General features: G+C 64.6%; 9 protein-coding genes. All 9 read left to right on the forward strand.

Translation table 11 applies throughout. The features are described 5' to 3' along the window. Positions 1-213 precede the first annotated feature (213 nt). The gene (locus TS85_RS03865) at positions 214-2,250 is read left to right on the forward strand and encodes an alpha/beta hydrolase family protein (RefSeq protein WP_227698655.1); all 2,037 of its coding nucleotides are present in this window, start codon (positions 214-216) and stop codon (positions 2,248-2,250) included. Positions 2,251-2,374: 124 nt separating this feature from the next. Further along, positions 2,375-5,314, forward strand: a complete 2,940-nt coding sequence (locus tag TS85_RS03870) for a TonB-dependent receptor plug domain-containing protein (protein WP_162184689.1) — start codon at positions 2,375-2,377, stop codon at positions 5,312-5,314. A gap of 116 nt (positions 5,315-5,430) precedes the next feature. Continuing rightward, entirely contained in the window at positions 5,431-7,008 is a 1,578-nt protein-coding gene (locus TS85_RS03875; RefSeq protein WP_052507718.1) for a ShlB/FhaC/HecB family hemolysin secretion/activation protein, read from the forward strand. Between the two features lie 41 nt (positions 7,009-7,049). Beyond that, positions 7,050-8,825, forward strand: a complete 1,776-nt coding sequence (locus TS85_RS03880; RefSeq protein ID WP_162184690.1) for a DUF2341 domain-containing protein — start codon at positions 7,050-7,052, stop codon at positions 8,823-8,825. A gap of 9 nt (positions 8,826-8,834) precedes the next feature. Continuing rightward, a complete protein-coding gene (locus TS85_RS03885; RefSeq protein WP_044330537.1) occupies positions 8,835-9,242 on the forward strand; it encodes an ExbD/TolR family protein in 408 nt (135 codons plus the stop codon). Positions 9,243-9,521: 279 nt separating this feature from the next. Beyond that, the gene (locus tag TS85_RS03895) at positions 9,522-10,232 is read left to right on the forward strand and encodes a hypothetical protein (RefSeq protein ID WP_044330540.1); all 711 of its coding nucleotides are present in this window, start codon (positions 9,522-9,524) and stop codon (positions 10,230-10,232) included. A 31-nt stretch (positions 10,233-10,263) separates the two neighbouring features. After that, positions 10,264-11,799: a putative porin gene (locus tag TS85_RS03900; RefSeq protein ID WP_044330541.1), complete on the forward strand. Its 1,536-nt coding sequence runs from the start codon at positions 10,264-10,266 to the stop codon at positions 11,797-11,799. Positions 11,800-11,809: 10 nt separating this feature from the next. After that, entirely contained in the window at positions 11,810-12,277 is a 468-nt protein-coding gene (locus TS85_RS03905) for a hypothetical protein (RefSeq protein WP_044330542.1), read from the forward strand. A gap of 19 nt (positions 12,278-12,296) precedes the next feature. Next, positions 12,297-24,764 (forward strand): filamentous haemagglutinin family protein, encoded by a 12,468-nt coding sequence (locus tag TS85_RS03910; protein WP_077228431.1) that lies wholly within the window; start codon positions 12,297-12,299, stop codon positions 24,762-24,764. Positions 24,765-24,770 lie beyond the last annotated feature (6 nt).

Here is a 24,770-nt window from a genome sequence, read left to right on the forward strand (position 1 = left end):
TGCTTCGGCCAGCATCGCTGCTGCGGGCTCTTAAAGCGGCACCCGACCGCATAGTGCCTCGATAATGTCACGACATCTCAGATTGATGAAGGAAACTTGAAAAATATGTGTCTTGATCGATGCGGGTTGGGCGCCCGCATTCGTCCTTGTTGGATCGCTACGCTGACACTGGCCTGAGAGCCCGGCGGATGCGGTCGACAGGGGGACATTATAGTGCGTCGGACGTTCCGGGGGGAATTCATCACGACTGGCATGGCGCTGGCGATCGCCGCCGCGGCCTGGGCGGCTTCGCCTCTTGCCGTGGCGCAATCGGTGCCGGGTTCGACCGGGCAATCGGTCGCACCGACACCGCTGCCGATCTCGGCGATCTCGCGCTACGAGCAGATGACCGCGGCCACGATTTCGCCGGACGGCAAGCATCTCGCCGCACTGGTCGCGACCGACAAGTATAAATGGCCCGTCATCGCGATCTACGCGACCGATGACCTGTCAAAGCCTCCGGTGTGGATACCGTCCGAAACGCTGCGGATCGTCGGGGTCGGCTTCTACGGAAACGATCGGATCAGCTTCGTCGTCGAGGCGCCGGTCATCAATCCGTCGGGCCGTCCGACCATCACCCGCAAGCTCGCGTTCAGCGACCTCGACGGCAAGAATGTTATCGATGGATCGGGCGCCGCCGGATCGCGCAACAAGGGCGCGCGCGAAAATCAGGAGCGCTATGGCGGGATGGGGTCGAAGACCTTCGTCCGCGATCTCTACAATCCCGATCTGGTCCTGATCGAACGTTCGGGCGACGCACAGAGCATCGTCGAGCTCAATCTGAAGACCAAGGAATCGCGACTTGTCGCAGAGGCCGGCGCCCGTTCGGTCTTCCTCGCAGGCGGTGTCGATCTCGCCACCGGCGAACCGCGGATCAAGCTCCAGCTCGATCTGCAGGGCGATAGCCTCCATGCCCGCATGTACATTCGCGACGCGAAGACGCGCGCCTGGGTGCGGCACGACCCGCTGAGCTATGCCTTCAAGGACCGGCACAGGATCGAAGTCGCCGGCTATGGCAGCAGTCCGAACGAGCTCCTCGTGCTCACCAACCGCGGGCGCGACAATGTCGCGGTCTATTCCTATGACATCGCCAACCAGAAGATGTCGGCCGAGCCGCTATACCAGGCGGCGGGGTTCGATGTCGCAGGGGTGAGTTTCCGCCTCGATCGCGAAAAGAAAGTGACCGAGGTCTCCGGGATCGCGGTCGAAGGGCCGGCGACGACGCAGGTGATCTTCGATCCGGCCTGGGCGGAGGCGCAGCAAAAGATTCGCGCGCGTTTCCCCGGCAAGAATGTGACGCTGGAGCTCAATCGGGAGAGCCGGACGATGGCCGTGGTGCGGGTCGACGCGCCCGATCTGCCGCCCGAATATTATTTCTACCGCAACGGTGCTCTGGCGTTGCTCGGCAAGCAGCGCCCGTGGATCGATCCCGCCACGCTCGGCCATGCCGAATTCATCACCTACACGGCGCGCGACGGGCTCCGCATCCCCGCCTTCGTGACCTATCCGGCCGGATGGACGCCCGCAAAGGGCCCGGTCCCGCTGGTGGTGATGCCGCATGGCGGCCCGTGGGCGCGTGACGAACTGAGTTGGGACCCGGCGGGCTGGGTACAGTTCCTGGCGACGCGCGGCGTTGCAGTGATCCAGCCGCAATATCGCGGCTCCGATGGCTGGGGGCATCGCCTGTGGACCGCGGGCGACCGCGAATGGGGCCAGAAGATGCAGGACGACAAGGACGACGGCGCCGCCTATCTGGTGGCCAAGGGCGTCGCCGATCCCAAGCGCATGGCGATTTTCGGCTATTCCTATGGCGGGTTCGCAGCGATCGCCGCGAGCGTGCGGCCGAATAGCCCGTATCGCTGCGCGATCGCCGGCGCGGGCGTGGCCAGCATCGAGCGTATCGGTAATTTGTGGGGCGCCGGCCCGATCCAGCAGGAAGTGCAGGGCTGGACCGTGCGCGGCATGGATCCGATGAAAAACGTCGCCAAGGCGAACATACCGATCATGCTTTACCACGGTGACCATGATCGCCAGGCTGATACCGAGCATTCTCGCATGTTCTACCGCGCGATGAAGTCGGCCGGAAAGAAAGTAGAGTACCACGAAATACCGGGGATGTGGCACACATTACCTTGGCATACGGAGTGGCACGAACAAACGCTGACGCTGATTGAGAAGTATCTCAAGAGCGATAACTGCAAAATACTTTAATTTAGCTGATCAGATGCGCGTGGCCGGGGCCGCCGCTTCTGCGCCAACGCGCGCGCCAAAAGTTCAGGGGGACACATTGACGAGCTATATCCGGAATCCGCGCAGCGCCATGCTCCCGTTTCTGATGGGAACAGCCGCGCTCGCGCTCTGTTCGGCGGGCATTGCCCAGGCACAGGACGCGACCGAGAAGGCGCCCGAACCCGTGGCAGACGCGACCGTGCCCGAGGCGCAGGCGGGCGGCGCTGCCGATCAGGGTGCGATCGTGGTCACGGGATCGCGTATCAAGAACACGATCTATACCTCGACGTCGCCGGTAACCGTGATCGATACCGCAAGGGCCGCGGAATCGGGCAGGGTCACTGCCGCAGAGATCCTGCAAAGCACGCCGATCGCCGCCAGCGCGGGGCAGGTCAACAATACCTATACCGGCTATCTCGTCGGCGGTGGCGCGGGGATCAACACGGTGTCGCTGCGCGGATTGGGCGACCAGCGCTCGCTGGTGCTGCTGAACGGCCGCCGCCTGCCGCCTTCGGGTGTCGGCGGGTCGGTCGGCCCGGTCGATCTGAGCGTGATCCCGGCCACGATCGTCCAGCGCTATGAAGTGCTGAAGGACGGGGCATCCTCGGTCTACGGATCGGATGCCGTCGCGGGTGTGATCAACGCGATCACGCGCTCGAACGTGGAGGGTCTCGACCTCAGTGCGCTCGGCACGATCACTCACGGGGGCGGGGCGGGGGCCTATTCGCTCAATGGCGCATGGGGGCGCTCTTTCTCGCAGGGGCGCGTCTCGATCGCCGCGGACTATTACAACCAGGGCCGGCTGACGATGGCGCAGCGCGCGAACTTCGCCTGCCCGGAGCATCGCTACTATAAGCCCGACGGATCGCGCGCCGACCTGATCGATCCCGTGACCAACAGCTACAAATGCTATTTGAACACGTCGGCCGAAGGCTCGGTCTATGCCTATTACCCGATCGAGGCGACCGGCGTGCCGCGGCTGTTCGACGTCTACGCCATCCGCCCGGGCGCGGTGAACCAGAATGTGTCGGGCTTCGCGCCGGTCGGGGGGCTCGCGCAGCTCAGCTATGCCGATTCCCGGCAGCTTCGCCAGACGGTGTTCTCGCCGATGCAGCGCGGCAGCGTTTTCGTACAGGGTGAATATCGGCCCGAATGGATCGATGTCGAACTGTACACCGAACTCCTATATTCCAAGCGCAAGTCCGAACAGGTCGGCTTCTCGGTCTTTCGCCCCTTCTATGCACGGAAATCCACGATCAATCCGCTGCGCGACGCGATCGTGCCGGGGCTGGAGCAGTATGGCGAAGTGGGCCTGATCGCCCGGCCGCAGGTGCTGTACGAACTGACCAGCGAGCAGGATATCGATGTGTATCGTGGCGTGCTGGGCGGGCGCGGCAGCCTGTTCGGCTGGTCCTATGACGCCTATGCCTCGCACTCGCTCAGCAAGGGCCGCTATTCCTCCGATGCGATCTACAATGATCGCGTCGCCTATGGCACGGGCACGAACCAGAGCGATTTCAGTCCGCTCGCGGGGGGCGTGTGCGGCACGGGTGCGCCGGCGGGATGCGTACCGCTCGACCTGTTTTCGCGCGACGTGCTGGAGGACGGCAAGTTCACGCAGCAGATGCGCGATTATTACTTCACGCGCGACGAAGGGCGGACCTCCTATTCGCAGACCATCGCCGAATTCTCCGCGACCGGCGACCTGTTCAAGCTGCCCCACGGCCCGCTGAGCGCCGCTGTCGGCGCAACGGTCCGGCATGACGCGATCGACGATCGTCCGGGTACGCTTTCGACCGACCATAATATCTGGGGCCGCGCCACCGCCGGGCGGACCAAGGGCGACGACACGGTGTTCGAAGTCTATGGCGAGTTCGACGCACCGCTGATCCGCAACGTGCCGCTGATCGAGGATCTGAAGCTCAATGTCTCGGGCCGCTTCAGCCATTATCAGAGCGTGGGCAGCGCCGGGACGTACAAGGTCGGGCTCAACTGGGCGGTGAACAACACCATCCGCTTGCGCGGCACCTATGGCACGTCGTTCCGCGCCCCGACGCTGTACGAACAATATCTCAACGACCAGCGCGGCTTCCTGGAACAGGCGGATGTCGATCCCTGTGTCGGCTTCGACCAGACCGACAGCAGCGGCAATTTCCTGCTTACCAACGACCTTATCCGCCAGAACTGCGCTGCCGCGGGGCTTCCGGCCGCCTTTGTCGGTGGTTTGAACCGCGTGACGATCCAGATGAACGGCGGCGGAGACCAGCTCAAGGCGGAGCGATCGACGGCAAGCACCGTGGGGCTGGCGCTCACCCCGCCCCGCTCGGGGCTCCAGATCGCAGTCGATTACTGGCGGATCGAGATCACGGACCAGATCAGCAATGTGGGCGCGGGCGCAGTCAACGCCTGCTATAATGCCGACGATTTCCCGACGAGCGGCTATTGCAGCCTGTTCCAGCGCGATCCGGTCGATTTCGGTGTCCAGACGATCGATACCCGTTTCGTCAACATCCCGACCGAGCGTTCGTCCGGCATCGATTTTACCGGCGACTATGAGCATGAGTTCAACAGCGGAACCTTGTCCGCAAATCTGCTGGCCTCGTACATTCTGGAGCACAAGATCCAGCCGTTTGCGGGCAACGAGGTGCAGGAATATGTCGGGATGCTCGGCTATCCCCGACTGGTCGGCAATTTCAACACGCGGTTCCATCGCCGAAACTGGCTCGTCGCCTACACGCTCAACTTCACCGGGGCATCGAGCAATATCGGGCGATATGGCGAGACCGGACAGCTGAATGGCGGCTATGCGAACGGCGCGACCTATGAAGCATCGGTCGATGCCTTCGTCACGCACGACCTGTTCTTTTCCTACAGCGCCAAGACCTGGCAGGTCCTGTTCGGCGTGCGCAACCTGACCGGCCAGAAGGCGCCGATCGTCGGGGAGGGGATCAGCTACTCGCGCCTCGGCAACTACCCGTGGAGCAGCCAATATTCCGACGGCTATGTGGGCCGCCGATACATGATGCGCGTGTCGAAGGTGTTTTGATCGTGGGGGTCAAGCACTTGATTGTACCGGGAAACATCTGGGGCGGGGCAGGGATGGACAGGATATTCGACCGAGGACTGGGGGTCTGCATATTGGGAGCGGCCTCGGTCGGATTGATGGCTGCGGCGTCCGGTCAGGCGCGGGCGCAGGACGAGCCGCCGGCACAATCGGCGCCGCAGCCAGAAACACCACCCGAACGGCTGGTCGACGTCTATCGCTATCGCGTGCTGGGCAACAGCACGCTGCCGCGCACGGAGATGGAGCGCGCGGTACTTCCTTATCTGGGGCCGAAGCGCACGATCTCGGACATCGAGGCGGCACGCGCTGCGCTGGAAAAGGCCTATCGCGACCGTGGCTTCGAAACCGTCGCGGTGGAAATCCCGCAGCAGGACGTGCGCGGCGGCGTGGTCGCGTTCCAGGTGGTCGAACTCAGCATCGGGCAGGTCCGGGTGGTCGGGGCGCGGCATTTCTCGCCCCAGGATCTGAGAGACCGGCTGCCGGAGCTGAAGGAAGGCACCGTCCCCAATTATGGCGAGGTGTCGCGGCAGCTTGCCCTGGCCAATCGCTCGGCCCTGCGCTCGATCACGCCGACCCTGCGTCGCGGGGCGGCGCCCGACACGGTGGACGTCGACCTCAATGTCGAGGAAAGCTCGCCGTTCAGCGGGACGATCGAGCTTAACGACCGGACCAGCAGCAGGACCCGCCGGCTGCGCGTCGCAGGATCGCTCAGCTACAATAATCTGTTCCAGCGCGAGCACAGCCTCAACCTTCAGGGGCAGTTCTCGCCCGAGGCGCCTTCCGAATCCTGGGTGGCGTCGGCGTCCTATGTCGTGCCGGTGCTCGGCACGCCCTTGTCCTTCGTCGCCTATGGCGTGCATTCGGACAGCGACGTGACGGCCGTCGGCGGGATCGGCGTGATCGGCACCGGCGACATTGCCGGGCTGCGCGCGCTCTACAGTTTCGCGAGCGGCGATCCGGCCAGCGCGTGGCAGCACCAGCTCACGCTCGGCCTCGACTATAAGAACTTCACCGAAAATCTGGTGGTCGGATCGGATTCGGCCAACACCCCGATCGATTATGTCCCGCTGACTGCGCAATATGCGTTGGCGCGGCACCAGCCCGAATATGATTTCGACATGAGCCTGACGCTCACCGCCGGCTTGCGCGGACTGGACGCAACCGAGCGCGAATTCCGCCTCAAGCGCTACAATGCCAGCGCCAATTGGCTGACGCTCAGGGCCGAGGCCGGCTATCTTCACCGGCTGAGGGGCGATTGGCGCGTCGGCACGCGCTTTGCCGGGCAATTTGCGGGCAGGCCGCTGATCGCCAACGAGCAATTTTCGATCGGCGGCCTCGAATCGGTTCGCGGCTATTATGAAAGCCATGAGCTCGGCGACGACGGCGCATCCGTCCAGTTCCAGGTAGACACGCCCAACATCGCGCCTGCCAAATGGATGGATCAGCTTCGCCTGTTCGCGTTCACCGACGCGGGTCTCGTCCGCATCTATGACCCGCTGAGCGATCAGAACGCCTCGACCGGCCTGGTCAGCGTCGGCGCCGGGCTGACGCTCCGCGCATTCGGGCGAGTCAACCTATCCACTCTGCTGGCCGCGCCGCTGCTGCGACCGGGAAGCACGGTCACGGACGCCGCGGATTCGGTTCGCGCACAGGTTCGGCTGTGGACGCAGTTCTAAAGCAGCGACGAGGGGGAATGAACAAGATGAAACGTGGTTTGATGGCTGTCTTGATGCTGGCTCTGGCGGTTCCCGTGCCGGCACTGGCCTGGTGGAGCCAGGATTGGCAGTATCGCCGCAAGGTGACGTTGGACGCATCCGCCGTCGCCGGGCTGAAGGAGACGTTGCACCGGGTGCCGGTGCTCGTCCGCCTGCACGGCGGAACGGTCGACTTCACGCAGTTCAAACCCGACGGCAGCGACATCCGCTTCGTCGCGGCGGACGACAAGACGCCGCTGAACTTTCACGTCGAACGCTTCGATCCGGCGGCCGAAATCGCGCTGATCTGGGTCGATGTGCCCGAACTGGTGGCCGGCAAGCCCCGCGAGATCTGGATGTATTATGGCGGCAACGGCACCGCCGCCAACAACGCCTCCGCCTCGTTCGACGGCGAGCAGGCGCTGGTCCTTCACTTCGGCGAAGCGAATGGCATCCCGGCAGACCTGACTGCCAATCGCAACAAGGTGTCGGTCGCCGGGGTCGCCCCGGTTGTCGACGGCGTGGTTGCAGGCGGGCTCGCGCTGAAGCCGGGCAGTCAGATCCACATCGATCCGAGCCAGTCGCTCAGCATCCAGCCAGGCGGACAGATGACCTGGTCGGCCTGGCTCAAGTCCGATCTAGAAGCCGGAGCGGCGGATACCGTGATCTACACCAAATTCGGCAGCGGCGACGAAGCGTCGCCGGATCGGTTGACGCTCGGCACCCGCGGCGGCCTGCCCTACATTCGCGTCGGCGCCGCCGAGGCCGCGGCCCGGACTCCGCTTACCCCGGGCACCTGGGCGCATCTGGCGATCACTGCCGATGACAAGCAGGTGATCCTCTATGTCAACGGCAGCGAAATGGCGCGGCTGACGGGCGGCCTTCCGGCGCTTGGAGGGGCCGAGGTGATCGGCGGCTATGGCGAGACTCCGGGCTTTGCCGGGACCGTCGACGAGGTCGGGCGGGCCAATACGGCGCGCTCCGCTTCTTTCCTCGCGGTGCAGGCGCAGTCCCAGGGGCCGTTGTCGCGCTTTTCCACCGTGGCCGCGACGGCGGAGCAGCGGGGAACCGAGTCGGTCGGCTATGCCCGCATTCTGGTAGGCGCGCTGACTCCCGACGCATGGCTGATCATTGCGCTGCTTGCGCTGATGGCCGGCGTCTCCTGGGTCGTGATGGCGTCCAAGGCGCAGTTGATCAGCCGGACTTTGGCGGCGAACCGGAAATTTCTGAAGGCACTCCGCCAGGCGGTCATCGCGCCGGACGGTGCAAAGGCGCTGGCCGAACTGCCGCTTGGCAAGGATGTGCCGGCATCGACGCTGGGGCGCATCTTCACCGCCGCTCAGGAAGAACTCGGCCTGCGCCTCGGCGAAGCGCGCCGGCTTGGCAACGGCGGGCTGCTGGTGCCCGAAGCGGTGGCGATGGTGCGGGCGATGCTCGACGCGACCCGCGTCGAAGAGGAGCAGCGCCTGTCCAGGCGGATGGTGCTGTTGACCATCGCGATCTCCGGCGGGCCGTTCCTGGGGCTGCTGGGCACCGTTATCGGCGTGATGATCACCTTTGCGGGGGTCGCCGCTGCGGGAGAGGTCAACATCACTGCGATCGCGCCAGGCATTGCCGCGGCGCTGGTGGCGACGGTGGCGGGGCTCGCCGTCGCGATCCCGGCGCTGTTCGGGTATAATTATCTCAACAGTCGCCTGGACGAAGTCGCCGATTCCCACGACGTCTTTGCCGAGGAGTTGGAAAAGCGCATCGCAGACAGCTACCGCCCCGGCGGTTCGCTGACCTCGCCGGCCCGATAGGAGGCCGCGATGAAGCGCAGGAATCGGCGGCCCAAGCCGTATGACGACATCAACATCACGCCGATGGTGGACCTCACCTTCGTTCTGCTGGTGATTTTCATCCTGATGACGACGATGTCGGTCCAGGGGATCAAGGTCGCGCTGCCCAAGGCCAGCTCGTCGGTGAGCCTGGAAAAGCCCTCGACGCGCGCGGTGACGATCGATGGCGCGGGGCAGATCTATCTCGACGCTTCGCCCGTCACGATTCCCGAGCTCGAATCGGCGCTGCGCACACTGCGCGCGACCGATGGCGAGTTCCCGGTCGTGGTGCGGGGCGACCGCGTCGCGCAATATGGGCGGCTGATGGAAGTGATGGACGTGTGCGGACGTCTCGGCATCTCGCAGATCGGCCTGGTCAGCGAAAAGCCGAGGACGTGACGATGACACGCGCCGCATCCAGCCGCGTCTTCTGCGGTCCCTGCCTGATCGTGATGATTGCGTTGGCGCCTTCCGCCTGGGTCGTGCTCCTGGGCGCGTGGGCGCTCGTCACCGGCTCTGCCGATGGCGACCCATGCGCCGCGGACCATAGGCGCGGCGGGCAGGTCGGCTCCGCGGAATCGGCGCGGGACGCGCAGATCCGCCGATCCGACGAGGCGCGCCGTTGGGCGTGGACATGCAATTGAGCGGCACCGTCCCTCCCTGCGTCGGCGCGACGCGATGATGCGGTCCGTCCCTGCGCGTCTGCGCGAACATGGCGCCCCGATCGCCGTCGCGGTCCTGACACTCTGCGCCGCCGTGTCGCTGGCGATCCTGTTGTGGCCGCGCCCGGTGCCGGCGCCGAGGACGGACCGTGTGGTTCAGATCGTCCAGGTCGAGCCGCAACCGGCGCCCGAGCGTCCCGAACCGGAGCCGGAACCCGAAGAGGTGAAAGAGGAACCGGTCGTCAAGCCGGACCCTGTCGTCCCGGTGGAACTGAACAAGACGGTTGCGGAAAAGCCCAGCGCCACGCCGGCCACGGTGCCCGATCAACTGCCGCCGTCCCAGAGCACGCAGCAGGGCGGGCTCAACCGTTTGGCGGATGCCGGATCGGACAGCTTCCGCCTGAGCGCCGGGCAGGGCGGGGGGCTGTTCGGACGTGGTGGCGCCGGCGGTGGCGGTGGGGACTGGGAAGCGGCAATCGCGCTGCACATCACCCGCGCGCTTCAGCGCGACCAGCGGACGCGCGCGGCGCGCGGCAGTCTGGCGGTGTCGGTGGCGATCGAAGCGGACGGGCACTTCGGCTCCGCCCGGCTGCGTTCGAGCACCGGCGACGCATCGCTGGATGCCGCGATCCGCGATGTCCTGAACAGACTCTCGCCCATGAACCGGCCCCGGCCGGCGGGCGTCGGCGCCGCGACTAACATGACGATCGATCTGAAACGCAAATAGTTGATCCGAGATCATTAGGGGGTCCAGAAACGTGAACATCTTCAAGCTTTTAATTGGAACGAGCCTCACTGCGCTGGTCCTGACGAGCGCGACGCCCGCGTCCGCCCAGGCGGTCGACGACATCGGCTTCGACTTGCTGCAACTGCTCGTCGATGAAGGGCTGATCTCCCGCGAAAAGGCCCAGGGCCTGCTGGAGCGCGCGCGGGCAAGCGCCGAACTGCGCCAGAAGCGCGAAGTCGCGGCGAACCAGCCTGCGGTCGACATCGCCTATGTGCCCCAGGTCGTCCGCGAGGAGATCAAGGCCGAGGCGAAGGCCGAGATGCTCAAGGAGGCGCGCGAAGGCGGTCTGCTGGCGCCCGATGCGCTTCCGGCATGGGTGAAGGCGGTCAAGCTCTCAGGCGATTTCCGCGTGCGTTTCCAGAGCGAACGGTTCGACCCCGACAATTTCCCGTTCTTCCCCGATGTCGCCGCGATCAACGCTGCCGGTGGAGTCGCCGACGCGGCCGGATTCCCGTTGCTCAACTCGACGGTGAACCGCAAGCGGGCGCAGTTCCGCGGACGCTTCAACGTCGAGGCCACCGTCAGTCCCAATGTGGCGGTAGGGTTCGGCCTGGCGGGCGGGCAGGTGCCCGGCGCGGTGTCGACGGGATCGCTGCTGGGCGACTTCTATGATCCCAAGGGCGTGTGGATCGACAATATCTATGCGCGCTTCACCCCGGCCAAGGGCGTGGACCTGACTGTCGGGCGGATGCCCAATCCCTTCTATTCCACCGACATGGTCTGGGACCCCGACATCCGGCCCGAGGGTGCGGTTTTGTCCGGTCGCTATCAATTCAACAATGGCATTGGCGCCTTCGCAACCGCTGGCGTGCTGCCGCTCCAGGAGCGCGAACGGTTCGCGGACAGCTATCTCTATGCCGGTCAGATCGGGGTCGAAGCGCCGTTGACCGACGGCATCTCGGCAAAGCTGGCGGCCGCTTATTATTATTACGACAATCTCCAGAGCATGAAGAACCCAGCCGATGGTTCGCGCCTCAACGACTGGAGCGCCCCCGCAATCGTCGCAAGGGGCAATTCGGTGTTCAACATGCGCACCGACGGCACCACGACGCTGGCCGGGCTCGCCGCCAACTACGAACTGGTCGCGGGTACGGGGCGCATCCGCTATTCGACCGGGGAGATCGGGGTTGGCCTGACGGGCGAGGTCGTGAAGAATCTCGGCCTCGACACTGCCCAGGTCGCCCGCCTGCGCGGCGAACCCGGCGTGACGCCGGGCAGCCTCGGCTGGCAGGTGCGCCTGGACGCAGGCTATTCGAGCATCACCCGGCCGGGCCAGTGGCGCGCGGCGGCGGCGTATAAGCGGATCGAGACCGATGCCGTGCTCGACCTGTTCACCGATGGCGAGTTCGGCCTGGGGGGCACCGACGTCAAGGGATATGTGCTCGAGGCCGAGTATGGGATCTTTACTAACACTGGGATCGAGCTGCGCTATCTGAGCTCGGATTCGATCAACCGGCCCCCGCTCGCGATCGACGTGCTCCAGATCAACCTGAACACCCGGTTCTGAGGAGGGCGCGATGATCAAGCTTTTCCTGCTTTCCGCCGCGCTTGCCGCGGCAGCCACTCCGGCGACCGCGCAGACCGTATCCGGAACTCCGGCGGTGGTCAGCGACAAGGCGCGGATCACCGAACTCGAGGCGCAGCTTCGCCGCCAGACGCTGATTGCGGAGAATGCCCGCAAGGAGGTCGAAATCGTCCGCGCGAATGCCAGGCTCAAGGACGAGCTGATCCTGCTCGCCCGGCAACGCAACGCCGAACTCTATGCGATCGCCACCGAGATACTCGATCGTGGGATGCATCCGCGATCGGTGGAGCCGTTCCTGCAGACCCGTCGCGTGAAAATGGAAAATCTGAAGCAGGCGTTTGAGGATCGTCTCAACGCTGCTCGCATCTTCGAAACCACGCAGCCTCCCAGCGTTCAGCTTCGGATGGACAGCGAGCTCAAGGCCAAGCGCGCGGCCGATGCAGCCGCACCCCGCAACTGAACTCTCAATCTAAAGGTCCATGCCGATGACCCGTTTCCAGCCCGCCCGCATTCGTGTTTCCGGTATCGCTCGCCTGCGTGGCCTGTTGGGCAGCGCCAGCGTCGCCGCGATCGCGATTACCCTGCCCTTGACCGCCGCAAAGGCGCAGACCCAGCCGTTCGGCTCGATGGTGCGGATGCAGACGGGCACGGTGATCGGGACCAACGGCCAGGTCTCGCAATGGACGGGGGCATCGGCCCCGGTGGTCGGTACGGACGCGGACGGTCGCCCGCTGATGACCATCCAGCAGAACCAGGCCAAGGCGTTGCTGGACTGGGAGCAGTTCCGCCTCCAGACCAACGAGGTGCTGGAATTCCGCCAGCAATCCGCGGACTGGATCGCAGTCAATCGAGTGCATGGGCAGCAGGCGTCGGAGATCCTTGGCGAGATCCGGGCGCCCGGCAAGGTGTTCGTCTTTGACGATAACGGCGTGCTGGTGGGCAACGGCGCGAAGATCAACGTCCGCCAGCTCGTGACGGGCAAGGGCTTTTCCGACGTACTCGTCGACGGCAAGACGACCACGCTCGTCCAGTCCCGGTCCAAGGCGATCCTCGACTGGAGCAACATGAGCCTCCAGGCCGGCGAAGTGCTCAAATATCGGCAGGAGGCTAAGGATTGGGTCGCGCTCAACCGCTCGCATGCGGCAGGCGTCACGACGATCGACGGCAACGTCAGCGCCGATGGCCATGTCTATCTGGTCGCGCCCAAGGGGCTCGCGGTCAACGGCAACGTCAGCGCGCAGCAGGTGGTGCTGTCGTCGCTCGACATCAGCAATGACCAGTTCGAACAGAACGGACTCGTGTCCTCCTATTCGACACGGCTGCTCCCGACCTTCACGAACAGCGTGGTTACCGTCGGGGACTATGACTATTCGGCAGTGCAAGAGTCGATCCTCAACATCGGCGGCACCTGGGCGGAGGCAAGCGACCCCAACGATCCGCTCAAATATAATGTGACGATCGGCAAGAATGCGCGGATCACGACGGGCGCCGGCGGCAAGATCATGCTGTTCGGTCCGCGCGTGGTGAACAAAGGCATATTGAGCGTTTCCGACGAGGGTCAGGTGATCCTGGTCGGCGGCGAGAATATCTTCCTGACCAACGCGCTCGGCAATGGCATGCTTTCGGCCTATAGCGCGCCCTATTCGCCGCTGGCGACGTCGCGGGAGGGGATTCAGTATCTCGTTTCCGATTTCGTCGAGAATGCGGAATGGGCAGTCTTTCTGTCTAAATTGCTCGGTCGCACCGTCGAAGCCGGCGACTCGCTTGGCTATGAAGATTGGACGCTGCTGACCGGGAGCAAGTCCATCAACGGGCTATATGCGCCCGGCGGGCTGATCGCCGAGTATCTTTCGAACAAGCAATATGAGCGCGCGCATGCGATCGGCTATACCGCGCGCAACGAAGGCATCATCTATGCCGCGGGCGGCGGCAATGTGGGGTTCCACGGCCTGAACCTGGAACAGATGGGCTCGATCGAGATGACCTCGACTGCCAAGTTCCGGGGCAGCATCGAGTTTCTGGGCACCGTGCAGGAATATGGCGATTATGCCGACGCCAATGATCTGCGCGGGATTCCCCTCGCCGGGAATGGGACGGTCACCTTCGGCGTAAACAGCCTGACCCAGATCGTGCCCGATCTCGATTCCAAGGATACGATCGCGGTGTCGTCCGGCGCCCAGTCGGTCGGATCGATGACGATCCGCGCGGGCAAAGTCGATATGCAGCAGGATTCGCTGATCAACATGCCGGCGGGCACGATCAACGCCGTGCTGGATGCCACCTGGCATGTCTTCGGCAATCGCGGGAATGGCGGCAATCGCGGCAACGAGGACGGCACGCGCTTCTTCATGGATGCAGGTGCGACGATCGACCTGTCCGGATGGAAGCAGTCGGTGCTCGACATGGGCTATCATCAGGTAACGGGTCGCCTGTTCGCCGCCGAACTCGCCGATTCCCCGGTCCAGCGCGACGGCGCGCTCTATCGCAAGGAAATTTCGGTCGATCGCCGCTTCGGCACCGATTTGGCCAACTGGCAGAATTTCGACAATCTGAGCCTGGGCACGCTGGCGCAGTTCCTGGTCGATGGCGGCACGTTCACGCTCGACGTCGGCGACGACTTCATCATGAAGCCGGGCTCGGTCATCGACGTGTCGGGGGGGATCACCACCTATTCGGCGGGCTATGTCACCACGACATTGCTCCGCCGGCTTGACGGCACGGTGATCGACATCCGCGCAGCCGATCCCGACGAGCTTTATATGGGCCTCGCCAACGAATGGGTTCAGTACGACACCAAATGGGGCAAGCAGCAATCCTATTACATCCCGCTGCTGTCCAGCTACCGGGGCCAGTATGAGACGAGCTACGTCGAAGGCGGCAAGGGCGGCCTGATCGAAGTCCTGGCGCCCGACGCGCTGCTCCAGGGCACGGTCAAGGGCGAGACGGTCGCCGGCCGCTATCAGCGCGGCAACATCCCGGCCGGCGGCGTATTCGCGCTCAATTATATCGACAACGAGAAGGTCACTACCAACGAGAAGGAATATATCAGCAACCTGGTGCTGATCACCGACAGCCTGCCCGGCCTGACGGCAAGCTTCGGATTGCAGACCAGGCTCAGCGATGTCTTTGGTGATGTTTTCGGGGATGAGTTCGATCCCGAGACCGACGCACCCGCCACCGATACTCCGCGCTCGGACAATGCCACCGTTGCGAGCGTCGGCTTCCTCAACAATTCCACGATGGGGAGCTATGCGTTCTACCAGCGCGGTGCGACTTCGTCGGGCGTCCCGCTCAACGGCTTCGCCGCCTATGTCGGCTCCGACGTCCAGATCGACCTTCAGAACGGCGCGAGCTTCACCATCGGTGCGGAGCAGCGGCTGGGCTTTGACGGCAGCATTCGCACAGAAGGCGGCAACGTGTCGCTTTCCGGCATGGCGCTTGCCTTCTCGAACACCAGCCGGATCGATACCCGTGGCTCCTGGTATAGCGATTACGAACTGAGCGATGCGGTGCCGCTCGTCGGCCAGCCGCGGTTCGATGGCGGCACGGTGTCGCTCACCGCGGGCGCGGATGCCGAATGGGCCGGTCTGCCTGGGATGGGCATGAGCCTTCCCAAGGGCATGGTCATCGACACGAGCGGCGGCGGCTGGGTGAATCGCGACGGCATCCTGACGCCTGGCATCGCCGGTGACTTGTTCGTCAGCACGTCGTTCCCCTATCCCGGCGACCCGGTCGATCTTTCGGCGGTGTACGATGCGCGCGCCTTTGGCCTGGCCGGAAACGGCGCACTGGTTCTGCGCTTCAGCGATCCCGTCTACATCGGCAATGCCACTGCGACACCGGTCGAAGGCGAACGTTCGGCCGTCATTCTCAACCCTGAACTCTTCGAAAACAGCGGCTTTTCAACGATCGGAATCCTCGCCCCCGGCGTAGCGCTGCTCGATGGCGAGACGATCAATGCGTCGACCGCCAGCCTGGTGCTGCGCGATGCCACGTTGGTGAACGGCCTTCCGGCCGCCTATGCCGCCACGACGGGCACCGACATTTACGACATCGCAGACGTGCGCACCCTGTCGATCGAGCAGCGCCCGCTCGACACGCTTTCCGGAATGAACATCGCCTTTGTTTCCGGGGACTATCTCAACTATATCGGCAAAGGCAGTTCGATCACGACCCAGCTTGGCGGCAAGATCGAACTGGTCGGCAATAGCTATGTCTTCGGCGCGCTGACCGCGCCTGCGGGCCAGATATGGCTCGGCGGCGCATCGAGGGCCGGCTCCTACAGATTCAATGGCGTCGGTCGCGACGGTGTCATCTGGATTCCGCAGGCTTCCGAGCTGACCTACACCGTCTATGTTGGGCCAAACGGAAAGCTGCTGGCGCCCGGCGCCTCGCTGGTCCTGTCGCAGGGCGTCGACGCGAATGGAGCGCCGACGCGCGACGGCGCGGTCTTCGACGGCGGGCTGATCTCGATCATCGCCGACCAGATTTTGCTGGATCGCGGGTCGTTGCTCAGTGTGGAGGGCGTTGCCGACCAGTTTGATCGACCGGCGTCGGCAACGCCAGGCCAGCTTGTGCCAACCATGGTCGCATCGAACGGCGGCACGGTGATGCTCCAGGGCCTGGAAATGAATATCGACAGCGCCACCTATCGGGCCGCGGCGGGCGGGGCCGGGGCGGTCGGCGGCACATTCAACCTGGCCTGGCGTCCGCGCTATGGCGCGACGGAAGCGGTCGATCCGACCCAGATGGTCGATACGCTGGAGAGCTATTTCACCGCCGGCTATTTCTTCGACGTCGACGGCCAGCAGGTCAGCAGTCTCTATGGCGCCGACCTCAGCAGGATCGACTGGGCAAATGTGCTTGGCGCCAGCTTCGATTTCGCGCCGGGCTTCACGCTGGAGGATCGCGCCGCCCTGGTCGGCATGTTCACCGACTATAGCGCCGCCGCTGCGGGGGCGCCGCCGATGCTGGTGATCGGCGATGCGATCGACCTGAACGGCGTCGTGCCACCCACCGCGGAGTTCTCTCCGGGCCTGGCCCGGGTGTTCGAGACGCTGTTCGGTTATACGCTGCCGACGCTGAATACGGCGGAGCCTGCCGTCACCGTTCTTTCTACGCAGCGGATGGACAATGCAGGATTTTCCAGCCTTGGCATCGACGCCTCGGCGGGAATCGTTTTCAACGGTGACGTCACGTTGGGCGGAAAGCGCGCCGATGGCAGCTATGTGTTCGACACCGTGCGCCTCAACGCGCTGAGTTTCATGGGCACTGCCGGGTCCCACGTCACGATCGAAGCCGGCTACCTCCAACTCATGACCGCCGCCGGCATCGATTCCGCGCTGTACAAGCAGAATATCGCCTCGGCGGGCGTGAGCCCGGTAATGGCCAACACGACGATCACCGCAAAGGCCGGTACGCTGCTCGGCGTGTCGTCTGCGGACTTTTACGGCTTCTCCACGGTGGATCTCGTCAGCGCCGGCGACATTCGTTTCAGCGGCGTCTACGATGGCGTCAGCAATCCAACGGGGCTGCTGCAAGCCACGGGCCTGCTGCGTTTCACCGCGGACCAGGTTTATGCCGGTTCCGGGCGCATCTTCTCGGTTTCGTCGGATACGGGGATTGAAATTCGCCCGCAGAATGATGGCGGTCCGATCAATGCCAGCCCGTATGAGGCTGCGGCGGAACTCAGCTTGAATGCGCCGCATATCCTCCAATCGGGCATTCTTCGCTCGCCGCTCGGCATCCTGAACCTCAATGCCTATCAGAACGGCACCGAGGGATCGGGCACGGTCACTTTTGCGGCGGGCAGCATCACTTCGGTTTCGGGCGAGGGGCGGCTGATCCCCTATGGCTATACGTCCAACGGCGATACGTGGATCAATCCGTTTACCGGCACGGAGATGAAGACGCTGCCGTCGAAGGCAGTCAACATCAACGCCAACCTCGTCGATTTGCGCGAGGGATCAAAGGTCGACATCACCGGCGGCGGCGACATGGTGGCGCGGGAGTTCATCCAGGGGACCGGCGGCACCTATGACTGGCTGCGCGGGTATCGCGATGCCAATAATAGCTGGATTGGAGACGGATCGGGCATTTACGCGGTGATGCCGGGCTATGAAGGCGACATTGCGCCGCTCAGCTTTGGCGGCTCGTCTATCCCCATCGGCGCGAAAGTCTATTTGCCGGGCGGCAGCGGGCTCGCGGCGGGCTATTATGTGCTGTTACCGGCGGAATATGCCCTGCTTCCGGGCGCCTATCGGGTTACGCTGAACCATCGCGAGCAGGATACGGTCGCAATGGCCGCCGGCGAGGTGCGCAACCTTAGCGACGCTTCGTCGATCCAGGCCGGATATCAGGTGAGCGGGATCACCGGCCAGTCGACGTCCGGCACGCTGCCGTTCCTGGTGATGTCGGGAACGACGTTGCGCGCACGCAGCACCTATATCGAGACGTCCGCGAACGGCTATTTCTCGTCCGAGGCCTATCTGAAGAAGGCCGAGCGCATCAACCGCGAGCTGCTGGACCTGCCTCGCCGACCGCTTGACGGGGGAAGCCTGTCGCTGACGGTCGCAAGCGAATTGCGCCTGGATGGATCGCTGCTGTCGGGCGCGGCCAAGGGGGGGCGCGACGGCCTGTTCGACATTTCCTCGTCGCATATCGTCGTCGCGGGAAGCCATACCGATCTCAGCCAATATGCGGGGTATCTGGCGCTCGACAGCGATCAGCTTTCCAGCTTCGGTGCCGAAAGCATCCTGATCGGCGGCACGCGATCGCAAACCGAAAACGTGCTCCAGCTCACCGTCGGCGCAACCGATCTGGTGATCGACAATGCCGGGTCGACGCTGAAGGCGCCGGACATCATCCTGGCCGCATCGGGGCGGCTCGACGTGCTGGGCGGTGCTTCGGTCGAGGCTGCGGGCACCATAACGGGCGCGGTCGGCGACATCCATGTCTCGCAGCTCTACGCCACTGCCTATGATGACGACGGCACCCCCGATTATATCGCGGATGACGCAACCTATCACGGCGCACTCGACGCCGGCGCGCTGGTCCATCTCTCGGTCGCGCGACAAGTGGACATCGTCCGCGATCAGGCGGCGGTGGATGCCTATGCGCAGCTCATGCGCGATCCCGAAGCACTGGCCGCGGCCAATGCCGGTCGCGCGAAGTTGGGGCTCGCACCGCTTGTCGCCTATGCGGGATTGCTCACGATCAACGAAGGGAGCAGCCTGATCGGCGGGCATGCGCTGGCGCTCGATGCCACGGACAATGCCATCGCCGTGCCGGGGGCGACGCTTCGGGCCAGCCAGATCAGCGCCTCGTCGTCGCTGATCAGCATCGGCGCGGTGCCGCAGGGTACCGGCGGGCTGGTGTTCGACGCGTCCTCGCTGCTGGCGCTGGGCAATGCCCAGGAACTGACGCTGAAGAGCTATTCTTCGATCGACATTCACGGTTCGGTCAATGTCCGCGCCGCCGATGCGCTGCGTCTCGACACGCGCGAACTGCGCCTTTTGGGCGATGCCGATCAGGCCGCGACCATTCGCGCCAATAGTTTGACGCTGGCCAACAGCCAGCAAAGCGCTGCGGTCGCAGTGGCGGGCGAGGGAACGCTGACGCTGTCCGGCGCCACGGTCCGGCTGGAGGGTGGGGACAAGGCACTGAGCGGGATTGATCGTCTGGTGATCAATGCCGACCAGCGGTTGATCGGCTCCGGCACGGGCACGCTGCACGTGCCGGGCAGTGTCGCGATCTCTGCGGGGGCAGTGACTGCGGAAAGCGGCCAGCGGCTCGCGATTGACGCGACCGGCGACATCGCCGTGGCATTCAACGGCGCCACCGCGCTTCCGGTCTTTGATGGGGTCGGCGGGGCGGTTACGCTCGCCGGCTCGACCATCGATTTCGATGGCCAGATTCGCATGATCGGCGGTCAGGTGAACCTGACCGCGAGCGACGGCGATCTGCGGCTGCGCGAAAATGCGCGGATCGATGTCACCAGCGGCGTGGCGACATTCTACGACGTGTCGGTGGGCGTTGCGGCGGGCACCGTGAACCTGACTGCGGCACGGGGCGACATCGCGCTGGGCCAGGGCAGCGTCATCGACGTGTCGGGCGCTGGCACCGGCGGCGATGCCGGTACGCTGAACCTTTCCGCCGGGCTGGGGGACGTTCGGTTCGACGGCATCGTCAAGGGTCAGGCGGGCAAGGATGCGCTGGGCGGGACGTTCTCGCTGTTGACCGGCCAGATCGACGATTTCGGCGCGTTCGACGCAAAGATTGCGGCGGCAGGTTTCGATCTTTCGCGGCGCTATGAATTCAATGCCGGCGATGTCGTGATCAATTCGGTGGTGCGCGCGCAGAATTTCACTCTCCTTGCCAATGCGGGCACGGTGACGCTGACCGGCGCGATCGAGACGACCGGCGCCAATGGCGGGCGGGTCCAGCTTGCGGCGGCGGGCGCCGTCACGCTTGCCGGGTCCGGTCGGATCGCGGCCGGCGCAAAGGCGACAGGCGGATCGGGTGGCACTGTCGTCCTGGAAACCGCCGGCGCGAATGGCGGGGTCATCTCGATCGCAGCAGGTGCGGTCATCGATGTCAGCGGCGAAGGCGAGGGCGGACGGACGGTCCGCCTGCGCGCGCCGCAACTGGGCAGTGGCGACGTTGCGATCGGCACCATTGCGGGCAGCTTCACCGGCGCGCGCTCGGTGACTGCCGAGGCCTATCGCGTCTATGATAATGTCTCGACGATCGACCGCGCGCTGATCGATCGGGTATCGGCCGATGCCACGACCTTCTTTGGCGCAAACGGCACCGCGATCCAGGCGCGCCTCGGATCGCAGGTTTCGCTGATCGCCGGGATCGAGCTGCGCAATGCGGGCGACATGCAGCTTGCTACCGATTGGGACCTGTCGGGCCTGCGCTTCAACGGTGCAGCGGGTGCGCTGACGCTGCGCGCCGCCGGCGACCTGCGGATCGATGCCAATCTGAGCGACGGCTTCGTCGGGACCCAGCTTTTGAGCGGCGATAGCTGGTCGTTCAACCTGACCGCCGGCGCCAACATCGCCAGCCCGAATTCGATGGCGGTGCTGCCCACCGATCTGCTCGCCGCCGGGAAGGGATCGCTGATCATCGGCGGTAAGGCGGATACGATCGAATATTATTACGATCCGGCCTATGGGAACGAGAATCGGCTGTACATCCGGAACTCGGCCGGCGGTTTCGCGCGCGATACATCGGCTCAACCCAGCAACTTTTTGCTTGGCTTCATCGAGCTTCAGCGCGACGCGGCGACGGGCAAATATATCGATCCGACCACCGGCGCGCTGATCGAGAAGGACCCGGTGACGGGCGATTACACCGATACTGCGGTATACGGGCGGCGTCCGCTGGCGTGGATTCATTTCGCATCCGGTGGTGCATTTGCCCGGCAGGCGCAGGACGGTTCGATCATTTCGTACTTCGGCGCCGGCATCGACCAGAACGACGTCGCCACCATCCGCCCATTCGCGCAATGGAACAATGCCACCGGCTATTCGGTGCGGACCGGGACCGGCGCGATCGGCCTTTCGGCGGCGCGCGACCTTGTGCTCGAACAGCGCCCATCGGTGGTCTACACGGCGGGCCGCGCGGCGGACGCACTGCCGGGCTTTTATGCGCCGCCAAAGGCCGTCTATGGCACGCAGGGGGGCGACATCCGCGTAGAGGTGGGCCGCGATATCGTCGCCGATCCGCGGACACCGCAATTGCCCAGCGGGTATCTGCGCCAGAGCGTGTCGATGAACGGCGATCTCGGCACCTTCGATGCGGGCACCGATCGCGCGTTCCAGCAATCGACCTGGTGGATCGATCATTCTGCGTTTGAAGGCGGGCTCGGCGCGTTGGGCGGGGGCAATATCGACATCGCGGCGCGCGGCGACGTGCGTAATCTGGGTGTCGCCATTCCGACCAGTGGACGCGTTACCGGCGGCACCTTTGCCGGCGATCCGCTGGAATTGCACACGCTCGGCGGCGGCAATCTGACGCTGCTGGCGGGTGGCGATGTCGCGGGCGGCGCTTTCTATGTCGGTGACGGGCTCGGCACGATCATTGCGGGCGGCGCACTCACTTCGGGATCGCAGGTGCATGAATATACCTACAGCTGCCGAGAGCTGAACGCCAATATCGGCACCTGTAACATGCACTATGACCCGATCGGTCGCGACCTCACCTACGATCTGTACCCGATGCTGTTCACCAGTTCGGGGCAGTTGACCATTCGCGCGGCGGGCGACCTCAACATCGAAGGCGTCTTCGATCCGCTGCTTTTGGGGAGCCTGGCGCAGCTCAACGACGGGACTGTTACCCGACAGGGGCGCCAGGACATGATCTCGTACACGGCAGAGGCTTCGCTTTCGCTGTTCTCGTCGGGTGGCGACGTGACGATGTGGAACAACGACCTCAACGTCCTGATCGCCCATCTTCAGTCGGTGCCGGATCAACTCCAATATCTATCCTCGGATGTCGCCATTCTGGGAAGCGTCGAGGCGAGCGACTTGCAGCCGTCGATCGGATGGCTGCTGCGTCCGTCGACGATCAGCGCTATCGCCGCTGCCGGCGATGTCAGCATCCTCGGCGGCATCGTCATGATGCCTTCGCCTACCGGCAACCTGGATCTGCTGGCCGGCGACAACATAGTCCTGGGCTATGAGACCGAGGCACGGGCCGAGGCGCCGCGTACCGGCGTCGGCAACCACCCGCTGAACTACCGGACCACGTCCTACACGGAACCGGGCATCCTCATGAGCCAGGCGGACATCGCGTTGCTGCCCACGCCCGACAATATCGCACCCACGCGAACCCGCACGCTGATCCGCGAGAATTTCTTGTACGCGGGTCACGGAAATATCTCGCCGGCCGGCACCTATTTCACCGAGGATAACCTGCCCGACCTGCACGTCGGCGATGTGCGACCGGCGCGCATTTATGCTGCGCGGGGCGATATCGTGTCGGACAATCTGGCGATCCTGACCTTGCCCAAGTCAGCCTGGGTGCAGGCGAATGGCAGCATCTATTTCCCGTCGTTCAGCTTCCAGCACAATCAGGCGACCGACCTCAGCCTGCTCCGGGCCGGTGACGGAATTTACTTCAGCCACGTTTTGCGGCGGGACGTGCGCTATCTGCGCGCCTTCGTGGATTATGGCTATGTGAATGTGTTTGGCCCGGGCCGGCTGGAAGTGGAGGCGGGGGGCGACATCTACCTCCCCGACAACAGTCTGGGGATCACCACCGACCGCATTCAACTCTATCCGGTCAACACGGCTGTCCCGGCCTTCACTCCGACGGCGCCCTGGCACCCAGACGAGAACGCCGCCGACATCGCGATCAGCGCCGGGTTCAACCAGGCGCCGTCCTACGCGGCGTTCGAAGCGGCCTATCTCGATCCGCTCAAGGCGGACGGCATGGCCGAGTATGTGATCGACGAAGCCAGCGGCAAATCGCTCTATCTGTTCGATCGCGACTATCCGCGCGCGCAGGGCGCTACGGGCGAGTTTGCGGTGCCCGAGCCGCGGGAGGGGCTGGTGAATTACGTGCGCCGTCTCCAGGGGCTCGCGCCGCTGGAAACGCGGGAGGCTGAGCAGGGCTATCTCGATACCGCCTGGGCTTACTGGCAGACGCTGTCGACCGACTACAAGACGCCCTTCTATCGCAGCATCCTGTTCATGGAGACCCGGTCGAGCGGTCGCGAAGCGAACGATCCCAAGAGCGATCGCTACGGTTCGGCACAGCGCGGCTATGATGCCATCGCCACGCTCTTCCCCGGTGCCCAGAAAGCAGCGGACGAAGCGCTGGCGGAAGGCGAATCGCGCTGGAACGGGGATTTCGAAACCTATGCCAGCCGCGTCGTCAGCTTTGGCGGCGGCAAGGTCGAACTGGTCATCCCGGGGGGCAAGGTCGATCTGGCCAATGTCGCCGCGGCCAACGACCAGACCGGTCAGCCGTCGCTCGAGCAGCCGCGCGGCGATGCCATGCGCGCGGGGATCATCACCGCGGACGGCGGTGAAGTGAACATCCTTGCCCATAACAGCGTGATCCTGAACAACTCGCGCCTGCTGACCACCAAGGGTGGCAATGTGATGATCTGGTCGTCGTTCGGCGACATCGCCGCGGGCCGCGGCGCGAAGACGTCGATCAGCCCGCAATATTACGACTATCTGCTCGATAAATGGGCGGCGATGGAGCGCGAGCCCGCCGGGCTTCCCACCGGCGCGGGTATCGGCACGCTGGCGACCCAGCCGGGTACGCCCCCGGCCGACGTCGATCTGGTCGCGCCGCTGGGCATCGTCGATGCGGGAGACGCCGGCATCCGCGTCTCGGGCAATTTCAACGTCTTCGCATTGCAGGTGCTGGGCCTCGACAATATCGAAGTCGCCGGGATCGCAACCGGCCTGCCGATACCGCCCGCCGCACCGCCGACCTCGCTCGACACCGGTGAACTGGCCGCCAAGGCGGACTTCGCCGACAAGGCACTCGACGATGCGATCGACCGCGTACGGGCCAATAATGCAGTGCTGTCGCCTTCGCTGATCCAGGTTCGTGTCACCGGCTTCGAAATCGATGGCTGCGACGGCTGCGCCGATGACGGCAAGGATCTCGCACCCGGCGCCGCTGCCGCACCGCAGGGCCCGGCACTAGGCCAGCAGCCCCAGTCGCGCCCGATCACTTTCGACCGGCGCGAAGTCGATTTCAACATTCCGTCGCAGCCTCTGGACGACGCGATCCGTGCCATCGCCAAGGCGTCGGGCTTCAACATCCTGTTCGAAGCGACCGAAGTGGTGATCAGGACCGCGCCGCCGATGCAGGGTCGCATGACACCCGAGGATGCACTGCGCCGTCTCCTCGCGGATCAGGGCCTGCGCGTGACTCGTACCGGGCCGCGGACGATCGTTCTGAGCAAGTCCGATCACTGACGCGAT

It is taken from the genome of Sphingomonas hengshuiensis, assembly GCF_000935025.1.
In the GTDB taxonomy this organism is placed as follows: domain Bacteria; phylum Pseudomonadota; class Alphaproteobacteria; order Sphingomonadales; family Sphingomonadaceae; genus Sphingomonas; species Sphingomonas hengshuiensis.